Consider the following 15,082-nt stretch of genomic DNA (forward strand, 5'->3'; position numbering starts at 1 on the left):
CGCTCTCCCTTAATCTTAATTAATTTTCCAAAGCCTTACGCTGCATCTCCTGCAATTCAGTATTACCTTTTGCAGCCAAATCCAAAAGCACATTCAATTCATCGCGAGTAAAAGGACGATGCTCAGCCGTACCCTGAATTTCAATAAACTTACCAGATCCAGTCATAGCAACATTCATATCTGTCATAGCTTGACTATCTTCAATATACGGCAAATCAAGCATAGGCGTACCGTTAATAACACCTACAGAAACTGCAGAAATAGAATCTTTTATAACCTTATTCGCACTACTAATATGCTTATTCTTTTCTGCCCAACGAAGTGCATCAACCAACGCAACATAAGCACCCGTAACAGAAGCCGTACGCGTACCGCCATCAGCCTGCAAAACATCGCAATCAATCTGAATTTGCGTCTCGCCCATTGCCTTCATATCTACTACACCACGCAAGCAACGACCAATAAGACGACTAATTTCGTGAGTACGTCCACCAACTTTACCCTTAACAGACTCACGATCTGTGCGCTCTGCAGTAGCGCGCGGAAGCATAGAATATTCGGCAGTTACCCAACCGCAACCGGAATCTCTACGCCAACGAGGAACACCTACCGTAAAAGTTGCAGTACACATTACTCGCGTATTTCCGCACTCAATAAGCACAGAACCTTCCGGAACGTCAGTAAATTTACGCGTTATGCGTACAGGACGAAGCTCATCAACAGCACGCCCATCAACGCGAATTGGTTTCACAGATTCCAACATATCCTTGATTTGAGCCATAACTCAACAATCTAGCACGTGGCTGTTATCTTCTATTTCATCTTCTTAACGCGCGGTAATTTTTGCGTTAAAGCTTCTCAGAAAGCTCCATCCACTCTTCCTCAAGAACACTAGTTTCTTGCACATTTTGCTGCAATTGTTCATTAAGAGCCTGAAGACCTACGAAGTCACTCGGGTCGCAAGAAGCCATACGATTTTCAATATCAGACTTTTGCTCTTCTAATTTCGCAAGTTTGCGCTCAATCGCAGACACACGTCTTGTGGCGTCATGGTAGGCTTTGCCAGTAAGTTTTGGCTCACTTACTGTGTTTACTGAACTTTCTGAACTTACTGAACTTACTTTAGTTGCAGAACTTGCAGAAGCAACAGAACTAGCGGCGCTATTGTTTTGCGCAATAACAGTAGAGGATTGCGTTTCCTTAAGCCTATTTTCATGCTCACGCTGCAGATTCTCAACAATCTTCAGATACTCGTCTACACCACCCGGGAGGTGACGGATTTTGCCGTCAATCAGCGCAAACTGCTGATCAGTTACACGCTCAAGCAAGTAGCGATCATGCGAAACAACAATAAGCGTACCTGGCCATGTATCAAGCAAATCTTCCATAACAGCGAGCATGTCCGTGTCGAGATCGTTGCCAGGCTCGTCCATAATCAGCACGTTCGGCTCATTTAGAAGAATCAACAGCAGCTGCATACGTCGCTTTTGACCGCCAGAAAGATCCGCAATCGGCGTCATAAGCTGCTCAGGCTTAAAACCAAGCCTTTCCATAAGCTGACCCGGAGTCACCTCCTTGCCGTCAATAATATAGCTTGGCTTATATCGGCTTAAAACCTCTTTAACCTTATATTTTCCAAGCTTTTCGAGCTCTTCTAGACGCTGCGAAAGTACCGCGAATTTTACCGTTTTACCAATATTTACATGACCAAGTGTAGGCTTTAGCGAACCGTCAATAATGCTTAATAAAGTTGATTTTCCAGCGCCGTTAGCACCCACAATTCCAAAGCGATCTCCAGGTCCAATTAACCAAGTTTCATCGTCTAAAATCATGCGTCCTGTAATAGTTTTGCGAGACGCTGCTACAGTTTCTGCAATGTCTGAAATTTCTGTAGCTTCTGTAACTTCTGTACTATTGGCGGCACTATTGGCGGTACTATCAGAAGAATTTTTTTGATTTTCGTCAACCGAAATCGTAACGCTTCCTACGTGAGTCGGCTGCGCAAAAGCAGACTCCACTATATCGACTTTATTTGATCTTCCTGCAGCAGAATCACGTAAAACTGCAGTTTCTGCAATATCTGGATCAATATTTTTTAGCTGATGCGAATCGTCAAAAATTTGCGTAACGTCAATCAAATCAACAACTTGCTTACCAAGACGCGAAGTTGCCATTTTCTTCAATTCGAGAGTATCTCTTAGCGGCGGCACATCTGCAATAAGCTCACGAGCCTGCTTAACGTGGAACTTCTGCTTAGTAGAGCGCGCACGAGCACCCCTGGAAAGCCAAGCCAACTCTTTCCTAGCCAAATTTCTGCGACGCTCCTCGCGAACATCCGCCTGACGTTCTCGCTCAACTCTTTGAAGCATGTACGCACTGTAGCCGCCTTCGAACGGGTCAATTACGCCGTCGTGAACTTCCCACATGGACGTGCAAACTTCGTCCAAAAACCAGCGGTCGTGTGTCACAATCAAAAGTGCACCCTGACCGTCCTGCCAACGGTTAAGTAAGTGCTCGGCAAGCCAGTGAATAGTCACCACATCCAAATGGTTAGTAGGCTCATCCAAAGCCAAAATATCCCAGTCGTGAAGAAGCAATCTCGCCAAATCTGCACGTCTACGCTGACCGCCAGAAAGCGTACCAACTTTCGCTTCCAAATTTATGCCGCCAAGAAGAGCTTCTACGATTTCGCGCGAACGCTGATCTGCAGCCCACTCGTAATCCTCACGATTTTCTAACGCAGCCTGACGAACAGTCGCGTTATCATCCAAAGGATCTCGCTGATCAAGCATGCCGAAAGTGAGACCTCCTCGCTTAGTCACGCGCCCAGAATCAGGCTGCATCTTACCAGCAAGCAAGTGAAGTAACGTAGATTTTCCGTCTCCATTTCGGCCAACTATGCCGATCCTGTCTCCTTCAAAGACACCTTGCGTTACGTCTGTAAAAATAGTTTTTGTAGCAAACTCTAGCGAAACTCGTTCTAATCCCAAATCATACGTAGGCATAATGCACAAATATAGTTGCAGACTTATACGAATTGCAGACTTATACGAATAAAAGTCGACGAGAACGAAGTTGACGAGAACGCAGTTGACGGGAACGCAGTTTAGAAACGGAATATTATCGAAACTGACGCGTCAATAATACTGTGTTTGCAATACAGACTATAATGATGCGTGCTATGGCGACTCAAATTAATCAGGAAAATCAGCAGAACAGCGAAAAGCAGCAGGAAAATATGCAGGAAGATATTCAAGAAGATATTCAGGAAGAGCAGAAAAAGCCGGAAGAAAATGAGCAGAAAAATCACAGCCTGCCGACACAGCACAACGCAAGTAGAGTATTGAGATTGGACGGCAATGAAGCTCGCCCGGGAGACCCAACTCAGGAGCTTTTAAACGCTTTAGGTACGACAATTTCGCCAGATCTTTTGGTAGAAGCGCTAACTCATCGCTCGTTCTCACACGAACATCCTGGTACGCGAAATTATGAGAGACTAGAGTTTTTAGGAGATGCTGTTCTTGAGTTGGTTTCTACAGAAACGCTATTTTATGCGCATCCGGACATGACTGAAGGTCAGCTCGCGAAAATGCGTGCGAAAGCAGTGTCAGAATGGGCGTTGTCGGCTGTTGCGCGCAAAAAACTTAACGCGGGAGCTTATATTTTGCTGGGGCGCGGCGAAATGGAGCAAGGCGGAAGTAAGAAAGATTCGATTCTTTGCGATATTGTTGAGGCGCTTATTGGCGCTACATTCGTGGAACATGGCATTGATGAGGCGCGCCGAGTTGTTCATCGTCTAATTGACGACACTTTGGCGGAAGTGCTGACTGAAGGGCCGGCACTTGATTGGAAGACTTCGCTTACGGTTAAAGCGCATGGCATGGGTTTGAAAAATCCTGAATATCGTATGGCTGTTTCTGGGCCGGAATATGCGCCTGTATTTGAGGCGCGCGCAGTACTAGCGCACAAGGATGGCGACGAATTGCTGGGAATCGGCAGAGGTACTAGTAAGCGCAAAGCGCAGCTCGCGGCTGCAGAGAAAGCGTGGCATGCGCTCGATTCGCGCGCGAATTCCACTAACGAGTGAATGCTCCAAACACGAGAGAGCACTCTCGCGATTGGAGCAAAACACAAACCGACACGCTCCAAAAGCGAGACAGCACTCTCAGGTTTGGAGCAATAATCAACAGCTAACCCTCCAAAAGCGAGACAAGGCTCTCGCAAATGGAGCAAAACACAAACCGACACGCTCCAAATACGAGACAGCACTCTCAGGTTTGGAGCAATAATCAACAGCTAACCCTCCAAACGCGAGACAGTTCTCTCACAAATGGAGCGTTGTGTAACAGAATCAACTCCATTCACGAGAACTATCTCTCGCAAATGGAGCAAATAATCTAATCAACAACTCCAAAAGCGAGACAGTTCTCTCGCAAATGGAGCGCTGCACAACAATAAACCCTCCAAATACGAGACAAGGCTCTCACGATTGGAGCGCAAAAAAGAAAAACCCTGCCACCCGTCGATGGCAGGGTTTTATCAGTACAACCTACTTGGTGTGTGCCGAGCGAATGGCTTCTTTGTACACGCGACCGCGGAAGTTACCGCAGGTTGGGCAAGCCATGTGTGGGAATGCCTCAGAACCACAGTTCGGGCAAGTCACAGTCTGCACGGCAGACGCCTTCCAATTAGCGCGACGCGAATGCGTATTAGCACGCGAGGTCTTATACTTAGGCAGTGCCATAATCTTTCCTCTATTTCGTTCGAACGATTGAGCTTAAGCGTTCTGTATATTACAGCAAGTGCAGTACAATTGCGCAATTTCAACGTTTTCTACACTACTAAACAACGCTATTTTCCGCTCTGTGCTTTCTCAAGTTTCTCTTTCAAACCTTCTAACGCAGCAAAACGGATATCTGTAACATCATGATGATGATCCGGATGCTCGTTAAGATTTTCTCCACAAGTTGAGCACAAACCGCGGCAGTCAGGCTCACAAAGTGGCTGCAACGGCAACTCACCTACCATCGTATCTCTAATAAGAGCTTCAATATCAGCAAAATCTCCGCCGCCTACTAGAGGATAAACATTACCAGACTCATCATTATCTTCCCAAATATCCGCATCGTTCTCATCTTCTATTCCACGCTTCTCACGAGAATCAGAACGCGAATCATGATATGGGAAGAAAACACAAACATCCACTTTCCAATCGCGACGAAGCGGCATCAAACAACGCGAGCACTGAGCGTGCACAGGAGCCGTAATAGTGCCCTGAAACATAAGACCATCGACAACAGCATCAAAATTACCGTCAACCATAACATCGCTGCCAGGTTTAACACCTATAACACTATCCCCAATGCCTTCTGGAGCCGGAAAAGCTCTATGCAACTCCATACTGCTACCAGCACGCGCAGCCATTTGCGCTACAGGCACCGCCCATAATGATTGGGAGGGATGCGAGGCCATAATACGTTCCTTTCACGAAATTTTAATTCGATTAAATATTTTCTAATCTTCGTCGTAATACATTTCGTCATCATCATGCAAGCTAGCGCTCAAGTTGCGCTGCTCACGTTCTGCATGCAAACGACGCTCTTCGAGCACTCGCTGACCCGCTTGAACATCCTGCTCGAGCTTATCAAGCTGCTGCTTCAATCCGTCCATAACATTAGTGCAATACTTATCCGCACCCTGAGTAAGCTTATCGGATTTAGCTTGAGCATCTGCCACAATCTCACGTGCCTTCTTCTTAGCCAAAGCAGTCACGTTTTCTTGACCAGCAAGGAATTGCGCACGCTCCTGCGCTTCTTCAACAATCTGCGCCGCTTTGGACTGTGCGGAAGTAACTATAGAGTTCGCCTGAGCTTGAGCTGTACGCAGACGACGCTCAGCTTCACGCATCAAAGCCGATGCGCGCTCAAGCTGAACTGGAAGCATATCCTTAAGTCTAGAAAGATGATCAGCAAAAGCATCTCTATCAATCTTCACCATTCCGGCAGCAAACAGAACGTTCTTAGCTTCCGAAAGATTCTCTTCCATAGTGTCAATAACGTCGTAAACAGTAGTAAATTCTGCACGGCTTTTAGAACGCACTTCGTCACTTACAGGATCAACAGTATCTTCAACCGGCTCCTCATCATCCTCATCATCGAAGGAAATAGCGCCGCCATCCTCGCGCTCACGCAAATCTGGCATAGGAAATAGAGGAGCTACAGGTTTAGACCCACTTTTAGAAGTAGAATTAACATCACTTGTAGAATTAGCCGCATTCATAACTGATTCTGCACGTACAGAAGAAGTTTCTGTATTATCGGCATCATCATCTACATTTTCAGCAAGAGTTGGGTGCAAAGGAAGTCTGTCTCCATTGCTGACTGCTCTTTCCATAGTATCGTCAGTTTCAAGCGTAGAATCACCGCTCAATGCTGCATCGTCTTCAGACATCATATTCATACTCCTGTCTTCTAAACTTTCGTTACTCTTTCTCAACTTTTACAGCTATTTATTTTAAGTTTACAAGCATTTTCGCAATTCGACGCTATAAACTACCGTCAACACTACGATTTGCAGCAAACAACTTATGTAATAAGGGTATTACGTTATCTGGAACCATTCCAGTTACGTCTCCGCCATGACGAGCAACGTCTTTAACAACAGAGCTTGAAACGTGTTCCAAAATAGGATCAGCAGGTAAAAATAGTGTTTCTATGTTAGCAAGTCTACGGTTAACTAAAGCCATACCCAACTCTGCTTCATAATCGCCATTCTGACGTAAGCCTTTTACTATAACAGTTGCACCAACTCGCTTACAATAATCAGTTACTAATCCATTTGTAGACGAAACTACTAATTTTCCCACAGTTTGCGAAGATGAGATATTTTCTTTAGAAAGATTATTGGATTTGTCTAATAGATTTATTTTTTTGATTGCCTCTTCTATTATTTTTACTCGCTCTTCCTCACTAAAAAGTGGGGTTTTGGCAGCATTTACTGCAACAAGTATGTGTACTTCGTCAAATAAGTGAGCACAACGTTGTATCACATCAAGATGGCCTTCAGTAACAGGATCGTACGATCCGGGACACACAGCTATAGTCATGCTTTTTAGATTAGCACCCTTATCGCTTATAACAAATTTGCAGACATGCGGAAAGTGCGAAAGTAGCGAAAGTAGCGGAAGTACAGAAGTACAGAAGTACAGAAGTACAGAAAGCGCGGAAGTATATCTTGAGTTGATTAAATTAAAAAGTGTCTGTAATACACTATGCAATACACTAGAAATTAAGATAAAAAATTAGTATTAAAATTAAGATAAAAATCAATACGATATGTATTGAATTAAAATTCGTACAACATAAAATTTATAAAGATTGACGAACAAACTTTATGCTGTTAAAACTATTGGTTAAGAACGATACTTAAACTACTAATTAGCGTTCAGCAATTTTGAGTTAGTGTTTCAGCTTAAACGAGGAAGGACGAGGCAATGTTTTCAGCATTTTCAAAAGATAGTGATACCCTCAACGCAACCATGGAAAACGCACAGTCCACTACTCCAGACTCAGGTTCAGGCACAAGTACTTCAGTTTTAGAACGTCCAGAAGTAAACGAAGATGCACGTATGGACGACGGCGGGAATGCGGATCGTTTTGCACACTACGTATCTAAAGATAAAGTAGAAGCTTCTCGCCTAACAGGACGACCAGTAGTAGCGTTATGCGGAAAAGTTTGGATTCCTAAGCGTGAAGCAAACGATTATCCAGTGTGCCCTGAATGCAAGCGAATCTATGAGAATATGGACAAATTTGGATTCTGATTCGACGAACTAATGTTGTTGAGCTTTAAACACACTACGCGATTCAAAGCTCAACAACACAAACCGTAAAAACTAAAAATATAAAACAGGCTCAACTACAAAACACTTATATCAGTAGGAATTGCAGGATCACCCTTCATCAGACTTTGAGCCGAAAGCGGCAGACGCTGCAAAGCAGAAGCACAATAATCCTGAGCACGCATAATCGCATCGTGACCCATAAACTGTTCATCAGCCTCGCCGTCAACCATATAGTCAACCAACAAATTCTCAAAATTATCTGCAGGAACAAACTTCGCGAGCGCAACTTCCGAGCCGGAAACTACGTGCTCACAGTCAGCAACACCACGCGAATCTTTTGAAAAATCGTAAGAACGGAATGCAAGCTTACGTCCCGGAACAGTAGCCTTATTCTTAGAGCGCTTCGCAACAGGCTGCATAACACCATCAGCACCCTCGCGCTCAGTAAGCTTATAAACCATTGCGCAAGTTGGAGCACCCGAGCCAGTTACAAGCATTGTGCCAATTCCATAAGAATCAACCGGAGCATTTTGCAAAGCAGCAAGCGCATACTCATCCAAATCGTTAGTAACAGTAATCTTGGTGTTCTTTGCGCCTAAATCATCTAACTGAGCACGAACCTGGCGAGCCAAAGCGCACAAGTCACCAGAATCAATACGAATACCGCCAAGATCAGAACCTGCAACTTCAACAGCAGTTTTCACAGCCTCTTCAATATTATAAGTGTCAACAAGAAGCGTAGTGCCCTTGCCAAGAGCGGCAATTTGAGAAGCAAAAGCGTCGCGCTCGGTATCGTGCACAAGAGTGAAGCAGTGAGCAGCAGTGCCAATCGCCTTCAAACCGTAAATTTTTGCAGCCAACAAGTTTGCAGTGCCTTTAAAACCGCCAATTACAGCGGCACGAGATGCAGCAACTGCAGAATACTCGTTCGTGCGGCGGCCACCCATATCCATGCAAGGACGGCCGGAGGAAGCAGAAACCATGCGAGCAGCAGCAGACGCAACAGCGCAATCGTAATTAAGTACGGAAAGCAGTAGCGTTTCAAGTAAGGTGCATTCACCAAAAGTGCCTTCTACTTGCAAAATTGGCGAATCTGGGAAGAACATCTCACCTTCACGATATCCGGTAATTTTGCCGTGGAATCGGAAATTTTCCAGCCATTTAATGGTTTCTGGGCTAACAATTTTGCGATCACTTAGAAAACGCAAATCTTCTTCCGAAAGATGGAACTTCTGTAATTCTTCCAAGATACGACCCGTGCCGGCAACGACACCGTAACGACGACCTTGAGGAAGATGACGCGTGAAAATTTCGAATACACACTTGCGATTTGCGGTGCCATCTTTAAGAGCAGCGTCGAGCATAGTGTATTCGTACATGTCGGTCATAAGCGCAGAAGAGAACGGAGAAAATGAGGTTTGGTTGGATGGGGACTCAGTCATGATATTCCTTTCAACAATGAACAAATCAAAACTAAATATTAAGGAATGTCGTATTACGCGCGGCTAATTAATACGTAGCCACAAGGTAATGCTGGAATCATATTAGCTCTATCTGCTGAGCTTGATAATGGGAATGCGTGGGAAGCGCGGGCGCGACGACACGCTCCAAATGCGAGAGAGTGCTCTCGCAAATGGAGCAATAATCCAAAACAAAACCTCCAAACGCGAGACAAGGCTCTCACGATTGGAGCATTCAGTAGAATCAAACCCTCCAAACACGAGACAGTGCTCTCGCAAATGGAGCACTACGCAACAACAAACCCTCCAAAAACGAGACAAGGCTCTCACAAATGGAGCAATAAGCCAAAACAAAACCTCCAAAAACGAGACAAGGCTCTCACGATTGGAGCATTCAGTAGAATCAAACCCTCCAAAAGCGAGAGAAGGGTCTCGCAAATGGAGCGCAGCACAAAATCGCAGTATAAAGAACCATTTATAATTACATTTATGATGAATAAGACTTTGAACGAAGAAACCGCGAAACTTACTAAAGCAGCAGCAAACTTACGCTTATACAACACTGCATCACACACAACAAACACATTTACGCCTAAAAAACCGGGGAAAGTAGGCATGTACGTGTGCGGCGCTACTGTACAAAGCTCACCACATATCGGCCACATTCGCGCGGCAATAGCTTTCGACGTGATTCGCCGTTGGATGATGCGACTTGGCTACAAAGTAATTTTCGTAAGAAACGTCACAGATATCGACGATAAAATCATGAAAAAAGCCAGCGAATCTGGACAAACCTGGTGGGAACGCGCCTACATTTACGAACGCGAATTTACTGAAGCCTATAACACTTTAGGCGTTTTGCCACCAACTGTTGAGCCGCGCGCTACCGGCCATATTACGGATATGGTTGCACTAATTGAACGCCTAATTGAGCGCGGCCACGCGTACGTTATTCGTGACGCTTCCGGAAAACCCACCGGAAACGTTTATTTTGACGTGCCAAGTTGGGAGCATTACGGCGAATTAACGCACCAAAATCAAAACGAAATCAGTATCGACGAAGCTGCGGCAATTGCCGACTCAAAGGGACCTAGCGTTGATACTGCAGGAAACGATATTTATAATCCAACTGACCCAGCTGACGCATCCCCCGATAAACACGATCCGCGCGATTTTGCACTTTGGAAAGCTCCTTGCGATTTTGATCAGCCGGACGCGCGCTGGAATACTCCTTTCGGCGAAGGTCGCCCTGGCTGGCATATTGAATGCTCAGCAATGAGTCATCGATACTTAGGAGATGATTTTGATATTCACGGCGGCGGATTAGATCTACGCTTCCCTCACCACGAAAACGAAATGGCACAGACCACAGCTGCTGGCTGGGAAAGCGCAAACGTGTGGATGCACTCAGCCTGGGTCACAGCAAAAGGTGAGAAAATGTCAAAATCTCTTGGAAACGGTCTTGCGGTTCCTGTAGTTTTGGCAAAAAACTCAGCTTGGGTTGTGCGCTACGCTTTGGGAGCTGTGCAATATCGCGCCATGCTGGAATGGTCAGATAAAGCTTTGTCAGAAGCGCAAGCAGCATACGAGCGTATTAGCAACTTCCTTGAACGAGCAAGTCGCGCATTGGAAAATCAACCAACTCAAGAAGAAGTGCAGTCTGTTAGCGCAGACGAGCTTCCGGAAGATTTTACACGAGCAATGAACGATGATATCAACGTTTCCGGCGCGAACGCAGCAATATTTACCGCGATTCGCCAAGGAAACGCTCTTCTGGATGATTTTGCTCAAAAACGAGAAAATAGCACAAGTCAGTTGCTTTACACTTCTGTTTTACAAGTGCGCGCAATGTTAGACACGCTTGGATTGGATCCGTACAGCGAACCTTGGGCTTCAAAAGCTCAACAATCTTTAGAAAATAGCGCAAATAGTAAAGAACATACTGCCCTAGATTCTTTGATTACTTCGCAACTTGACGCAAGAGCAAACGCTAGAAAATCTAAGGATTTTGCTACAGCCGACGCAATCCGAGACGCTCTTAATAATGCAGGAGTTGTTATTGAAGATAGCGCGCAAGGTTCATCTTGGCATCTAAAATAAAACCCTCAAAAACGAAAATCTGTATGATGCTTGTAAGCAGTAACGCGACAGTAACGCGCGTATAAGTAAGTAAGTAAGTAAATAAATAAATAGGTAAATAAACAAATAAACGGGTATCGTATAGTAAAAAATTTTTTATGACAGAACACAAGGATATAATGGGAATATTATGGCAGCATTAAGTTCGTTAACAGACCGTCTTTCCAACGCGTTTAAACATTTACGCAGCAAGGGAAAGCTTTCAGAATCAGATATCGATGGCACTATTCGCGAAATCCGACGCGCTCTTCTTGACGCAGACGTTGCGCTGGAAGTCGTACGCTCGTTCACAGCGCGTATCCGCGAGCGCGCACTTGGCGAGGAAGTTTCGCGCGCATTAAATCCAGCTCAGCAAGTCGTAAAAATAGTGAACGATGAGTTGACTCAAGTTTTGGGTGCAGGTGTAGACAGGCCGCTTAATTTTGCAAAATACCCACCTACCGTAATTATGCTGGCAGGTTTGCAAGGCGCTGGTAAAACTACACTTGCAGGAAAACTCGGATATTGGCTTAAAGATTCGGGTCATACGCCGCTGCTAGTTGCAGCTGACTTGCAGCGTCCTAATGCTGTAACGCAGCTTCAGGTTGTTGGCGAGCGCGCCGGCGTTCCTGTTTTTGCTCCCGAAAAAGGCGTGCAAACAGGAGGAAACGCAATTTCTTTGCCATGGTCTACTAAAGGAGACCCGGTTAAAGTTGCGCGCAAGGCGATTGATTTTGCTCGCGCAAAAATGTACGACACTGTGATTATTGATACTGCCGGCCGCTTGGGCGTAGACGATGTTCTTATGAAGCAGGCTCGAGATATTCGCGATGCCGTACAGCCGCAGGAAGTGCTTTTCGTTATCGACGCAATGATTGGTCAGGATGCAGTCCGCACTGCTCAGGCTTTTAACGAAGGCGTGAATTTTACAGGCGTAGTGCTTTCAAAACTGGATGGTGACGCACGAGGCGGCGCTGCTTTATCAGTTGCTAGCGTAACCGGAAAACCGATTTTGTTTGCGTCAACCGGCGAAGGCTTACAAGATTTTGAGGTGTTCCATCCGGATCGTATGGCTTCGCGAATCCTCGATATGGGCGATATTTTGACGCTAATCGAGCAAGCACAAAAGCAGTTTGATGAAGAAGAGTCGCGTAAAGCTGCTGCAAAAATTTCGGAAGGCACATTCGGTTTAGATGACTTTTTGGATCAGCTTCAGCAAGTACGCAAGCTCGGTTCTATGAAAAAACTGCTTGGAATGATGCCGGGAATGGCGCAACACAGGCAGGAACTTGAGCAGTTTGATGATCGCGAAATCGATCGCACTGAAGCAATTATTCGTTCTATGACTCCGGCAGAGCGTAGAGATACGAAGATAATAAACGGATCTCGTCGCGCGCGTATCGCTGCCGGTGCAGGCGTAAGCGTATCGCAAGTTAACGCACTTTTGCAGCGTTTTGAGCAGGCTGCGAAGATGATGAAACGCATGAGCGGCGGCGCTGGAATGCCTGGAATGGGCGGCATGCCAGGATTTGGTGGTGCTGGAAGCAAGTCGAAACGCAAGGATAAAAAGTCAAAGAAGAAGGGCGGAAAGTCTGGAAATCCTATGCGTCGAGAAGCAGAAGAGCGCGCACTTCGCGAGCGTCTTTCGGGAACTGGTTCCGCAATGGGCGGAGGTTCTGAAGAATCTGCTTTTGCAAAACCTCAGCAGACAGATATGCAGGGTCTTCCTGCCGGTTTGCAGAATTTGATGAACTCTGACGCTGAATACGAAGATGCTCAACTTCCACCTAACTTCGGCGGCGGATTAGCCGGTCTTTTTGGAAGATGATTCTTGTAGTAGTAATTTTGTGGGTTGTGTTTGCAGTGCTTCTTGCGTGGCAGCTACTTCGTTGGCTTCCAGCTGAAGTTGATAAACATAACCCACTTCCGTATGCTATTGCGTTACTGCCGCTGGCTACTTTCGTAATCGGAACGTTGTTTTTATGCTGTTGCGGTGCTGCAGTGTGGTGCGAATTTTTCTACGGAAAATATGTGCAAGCGCAATCGAGCGGTATTACGCAGTCTTACGCATATTTATGCGTTTCATACGCAGCGTTGTTTCTGATTTCGCTGCAGTCGTATATGCCGTATTGGATTGGAAAATTGCGCAGTTTTATTGGTGAATTGCGCAGTCAATCTACGGCAAGTTCTCCTATAAAAATACGCGTAATGACACTTAACTGTAGGTATGGAAGAGCAAACGCATCTCAAATAATCAAAATAGCAGAAAAATATCATATAAATACGTTACTTTTACAGGAATTAAGCGAATCTTTAGTAAATAATCTAAAAAAATTAGGAATTTGCGAAATTTTTCCGACTTCATGCATAGGCGCGCAAAGTGAGCATAATAACGGAGGATTTAACGCAATCTTTACGCAGTATTCCGCTATTGAAACTTGCGACGATTCCGTAGAAATTGAAGCGGCAAAAGTGCCGACTGTGACGACAGCGAGAACGGTAGGAACAGTAGGAACAGCGGGAACAAATTTCGCGACTTGTGCGAAAAATATTAGGATAACGTTCGCATCTGCTCACACGAAATCGCCTATGCGAAGTTGCAAAGCGTGGAGCGAAGGGATATGCACGCTCGCAAAAATTGCGGAAAGTAGAGGAATTGAAGAAGACAGAGCTTACTCAACTCTTACGATTATTACGGGAGATCTCAATTCAACAATTGATCACCCAAGTTTTCGTTCGCTTTTGAAAGCAGGTTTTACAGACGCAGGAATTTCGTTAGGAAAGCGTTTGCGCACATGGCCTACGTGGCTTAAATGGCCAAATTTGACGCTTGATCACGTGATTTTTTGCGCAAAAAATTGCAGAGCTGCGGCCGGTTGGCAGCAAAATGCGGTAGTTGACGGCACTGATCACCTCGCGTATATGGCAGAAATCAAAGTAGATTAGCGTAGCGATATGCGAATATCGTAGCGGACTTAAACCAACCTCCTCCATTTACGAGAGCACTCTCTCGCAAATGGAGCAAAACACAACAATAAACCCTCCAAAAGCGAGAGAAGGCTCTCATGATTGGAGCAATACGCAGGCCAACACCCTCCAAACGCGAGACGATACTCTCGCAAATGGAGCGTATGACGGAAACAAACCCTCCAAACACGAGACGATACTCTCGCAAATGGAGCAAATGACGATGACAAACCCTCCAAACACGAGACGGTGCTCTCGCAAATGGAGCAATAATCAACAGCTAAACCTCCAAACGTGTTCTAACGCTCGCGCTATAAGCGCTCGCTACGAAACTCGCGTTGGAAGTCCACTGGACTTCCAACCTAAGCGAGTTTCCGCTCCGAGTTGCTTTCGCGCGCTAAATCGCAGCGCTCAAGCAGGTCGTCGCGCCCGCAAATGGAGCGAATAACGATTCTAAACCCTCCAAATGCGAGAGAGGATGCTCATGTTTGGAGAATTTAAAATTCGAATGGCTAATATTTATTATGCGAACGCACACTATAGCATTACACTTATTTATATGCTTTCATAAGCTTTTATACACTGTTTTATTTCACTGGATGTAAAGCGCTACGAGAGGTGATATATGACTGAAGATACGCATTCTAATAAATCACAAAGCGATTCTAAATTAATAAAAACCTCCGCACTCCCC

The 15,082-nt window shown here is 45.4% G+C and carries 11 protein-coding genes and 2 pseudogenes; 5 read left to right on the top strand and 8 right to left on the bottom strand.

The window, feature by feature from the left end; genetic code table 11:
* Positions 1-19 precede the first annotated feature (19 nt).
* From rph to ACNEUN_RS02870, 3 genes and pseudogenes are all read right to left on the bottom strand, one after another.
* Positions 20-781, bottom strand: coding sequence for a ribonuclease PH (gene rph, locus ACNEUN_RS02860; RefSeq protein WP_427876357.1), 762 nt, complete (start codon positions 779-781; stop codon positions 20-22).
* A 67-nt stretch (positions 782-848) separates the two neighbouring features.
* Positions 849-1,082 (bottom strand): annotated as a pseudogene (locus ACNEUN_RS02865) (ABC transporter C-terminal domain-containing protein); the annotation flags it as partial.
* Between the two features lie 146 nt (positions 1,083-1,228).
* Positions 1,229-3,005 (bottom strand): annotated as a pseudogene (locus ACNEUN_RS02870) (ABC-F family ATP-binding cassette domain-containing protein); the annotation flags it as partial.
* Between the two features lie 176 nt (positions 3,006-3,181).
* Here ACNEUN_RS02870 and rnc point away from each other — a divergent pair.
* A complete protein-coding gene (rnc, locus tag ACNEUN_RS02875) occupies positions 3,182-4,087 on the top strand; it encodes a ribonuclease III (protein WP_463630677.1) in 906 nt (301 codons plus the stop codon).
* 462 nt (positions 4,088-4,549) lie between these two features.
* Here rnc and rpmF read toward each other — a convergent pair whose 3' ends face one another.
* The 4 genes from rpmF to coaD form a co-directional block, all read right to left on the bottom strand.
* Complete coding sequence (gene rpmF, locus ACNEUN_RS02880; protein ID WP_427876353.1) at positions 4,550-4,744, bottom strand: 50S ribosomal protein L32; 195 nt, start codon at positions 4,742-4,744, stop codon at positions 4,550-4,552.
* A 107-nt stretch (positions 4,745-4,851) separates the two neighbouring features.
* Positions 4,852-5,472 carry a YceD family protein gene (locus tag ACNEUN_RS02885; protein WP_463630679.1) on the bottom strand — a complete coding sequence of 207 codons (621 nt, stop codon included), beginning with the start codon at positions 5,470-5,472 and terminating at the stop codon, positions 4,852-4,854.
* Positions 5,473-5,514: 42 nt separating this feature from the next.
* Positions 5,515-6,453: a hypothetical protein gene (locus ACNEUN_RS02890; RefSeq protein WP_427876349.1), complete on the bottom strand. Its 939-nt coding sequence runs from the start codon at positions 6,451-6,453 to the stop codon at positions 5,515-5,517.
* Positions 6,454-6,544: 91 nt separating this feature from the next.
* Positions 6,545-7,105 (bottom strand): pantetheine-phosphate adenylyltransferase, encoded by a 561-nt coding sequence (gene coaD / locus ACNEUN_RS02895; RefSeq protein WP_427876348.1) that lies wholly within the window; start codon positions 7,103-7,105, stop codon positions 6,545-6,547.
* Positions 7,106-7,537: 432 nt separating this feature from the next.
* Here coaD and ACNEUN_RS02900 point away from each other — a divergent pair, with 432 nt between their 5' ends.
* Positions 7,538-7,822: a DUF3039 domain-containing protein gene (locus ACNEUN_RS02900; RefSeq protein ID WP_427877665.1), complete on the top strand. Its 285-nt coding sequence runs from the start codon at positions 7,538-7,540 to the stop codon at positions 7,820-7,822.
* A gap of 95 nt (positions 7,823-7,917) precedes the next feature.
* Here ACNEUN_RS02900 and ACNEUN_RS02905 read toward each other — a convergent pair whose 3' ends face one another.
* Complete coding sequence (locus tag ACNEUN_RS02905) at positions 7,918-9,285, bottom strand: nicotinate phosphoribosyltransferase (protein WP_463630681.1); 1,368 nt, start codon at positions 9,283-9,285, stop codon at positions 7,918-7,920.
* 507 nt (positions 9,286-9,792) lie between these two features.
* On the opposite strand from ACNEUN_RS02905, the gene cysS reads away from it, so the two are divergent.
* The 3 genes from cysS (at position 9,793) to ACNEUN_RS02920 (ending at position 14,367) form a co-directional block, all read left to right on the top strand.
* Complete coding sequence (gene cysS, locus ACNEUN_RS02910; protein WP_463630683.1) at positions 9,793-11,403, top strand: cysteine--tRNA ligase; 1,611 nt, start codon at positions 9,793-9,795, stop codon at positions 11,401-11,403.
* Positions 11,404-11,572: 169 nt separating this feature from the next.
* Entirely contained in the window at positions 11,573-13,249 is a 1,677-nt protein-coding gene (gene ffh, locus ACNEUN_RS02915) for a signal recognition particle protein (RefSeq protein WP_463630685.1), read from the top strand.
* Complete coding sequence (locus ACNEUN_RS02920; protein ID WP_463630687.1) at positions 13,246-14,367, top strand: endonuclease/exonuclease/phosphatase family protein; 1,122 nt, start codon at positions 13,246-13,248, stop codon at positions 14,365-14,367. The genes ffh and ACNEUN_RS02920 overlap by 4 nt, the downstream gene beginning before the upstream one ends.
* Positions 14,368-15,082 lie beyond the last annotated feature (715 nt).

It is taken from the genome of Gardnerella sp. C0684A1 (genome assembly GCF_055326835.1).

Bases quoted from the DNA above. Each gene is read 5' to 3' on its own strand.
- ACNEUN_RS02905 (WP_463630681.1), bottom strand. From the start codon at position 9,285: ATGACTGAGTCCCCATCCAACCAAACCTCATTTTCTCCGTTCTCTTCT.
- ffh (WP_463630685.1), top strand. From the start codon at position 11,573: ATGGCAGCATTAAGTTCGTTAACAGACCGTCTTTCCAACGCGTTTAAA.
- rph (WP_427876357.1), bottom strand. From the start codon at position 781: ATGGCTCAAATCAAGGATATGTTGGAATCTGTGAAACCAATTCGCGTT.
- rpmF (WP_427876353.1), bottom strand. From the start codon at position 4,744: ATGGCACTGCCTAAGTATAAGACCTCGCGTGCTAATACGCATTCGCGT.
- rnc (WP_463630677.1), top strand. From the start codon at position 3,182: ATGGCGACTCAAATTAATCAGGAAAATCAGCAGAACAGCGAAAAGCAG.
- ACNEUN_RS02890 (WP_427876349.1), bottom strand. From the start codon at position 6,453: ATGATGTCTGAAGACGATGCAGCATTGAGCGGTGATTCTACGCTTGAA.
- ACNEUN_RS02885 (WP_463630679.1), bottom strand. From the start codon at position 5,472: ATGGCCTCGCATCCCTCCCAATCATTATGGGCGGTGCCTGTAGCGCAA.
- ACNEUN_RS02900 (WP_427877665.1), top strand. From the start codon at position 7,538: ATGGAAAACGCACAGTCCACTACTCCAGACTCAGGTTCAGGCACAAGT.
- ACNEUN_RS02920 (WP_463630687.1), top strand. From the start codon at position 13,246: ATGATTCTTGTAGTAGTAATTTTGTGGGTTGTGTTTGCAGTGCTTCTT.
- coaD (WP_427876348.1), bottom strand. From the start codon at position 7,105: ATGACTATAGCTGTGTGTCCCGGATCGTACGATCCTGTTACTGAAGGC.
- cysS (WP_463630683.1), top strand. From the start codon at position 9,793: ATGATGAATAAGACTTTGAACGAAGAAACCGCGAAACTTACTAAAGCA.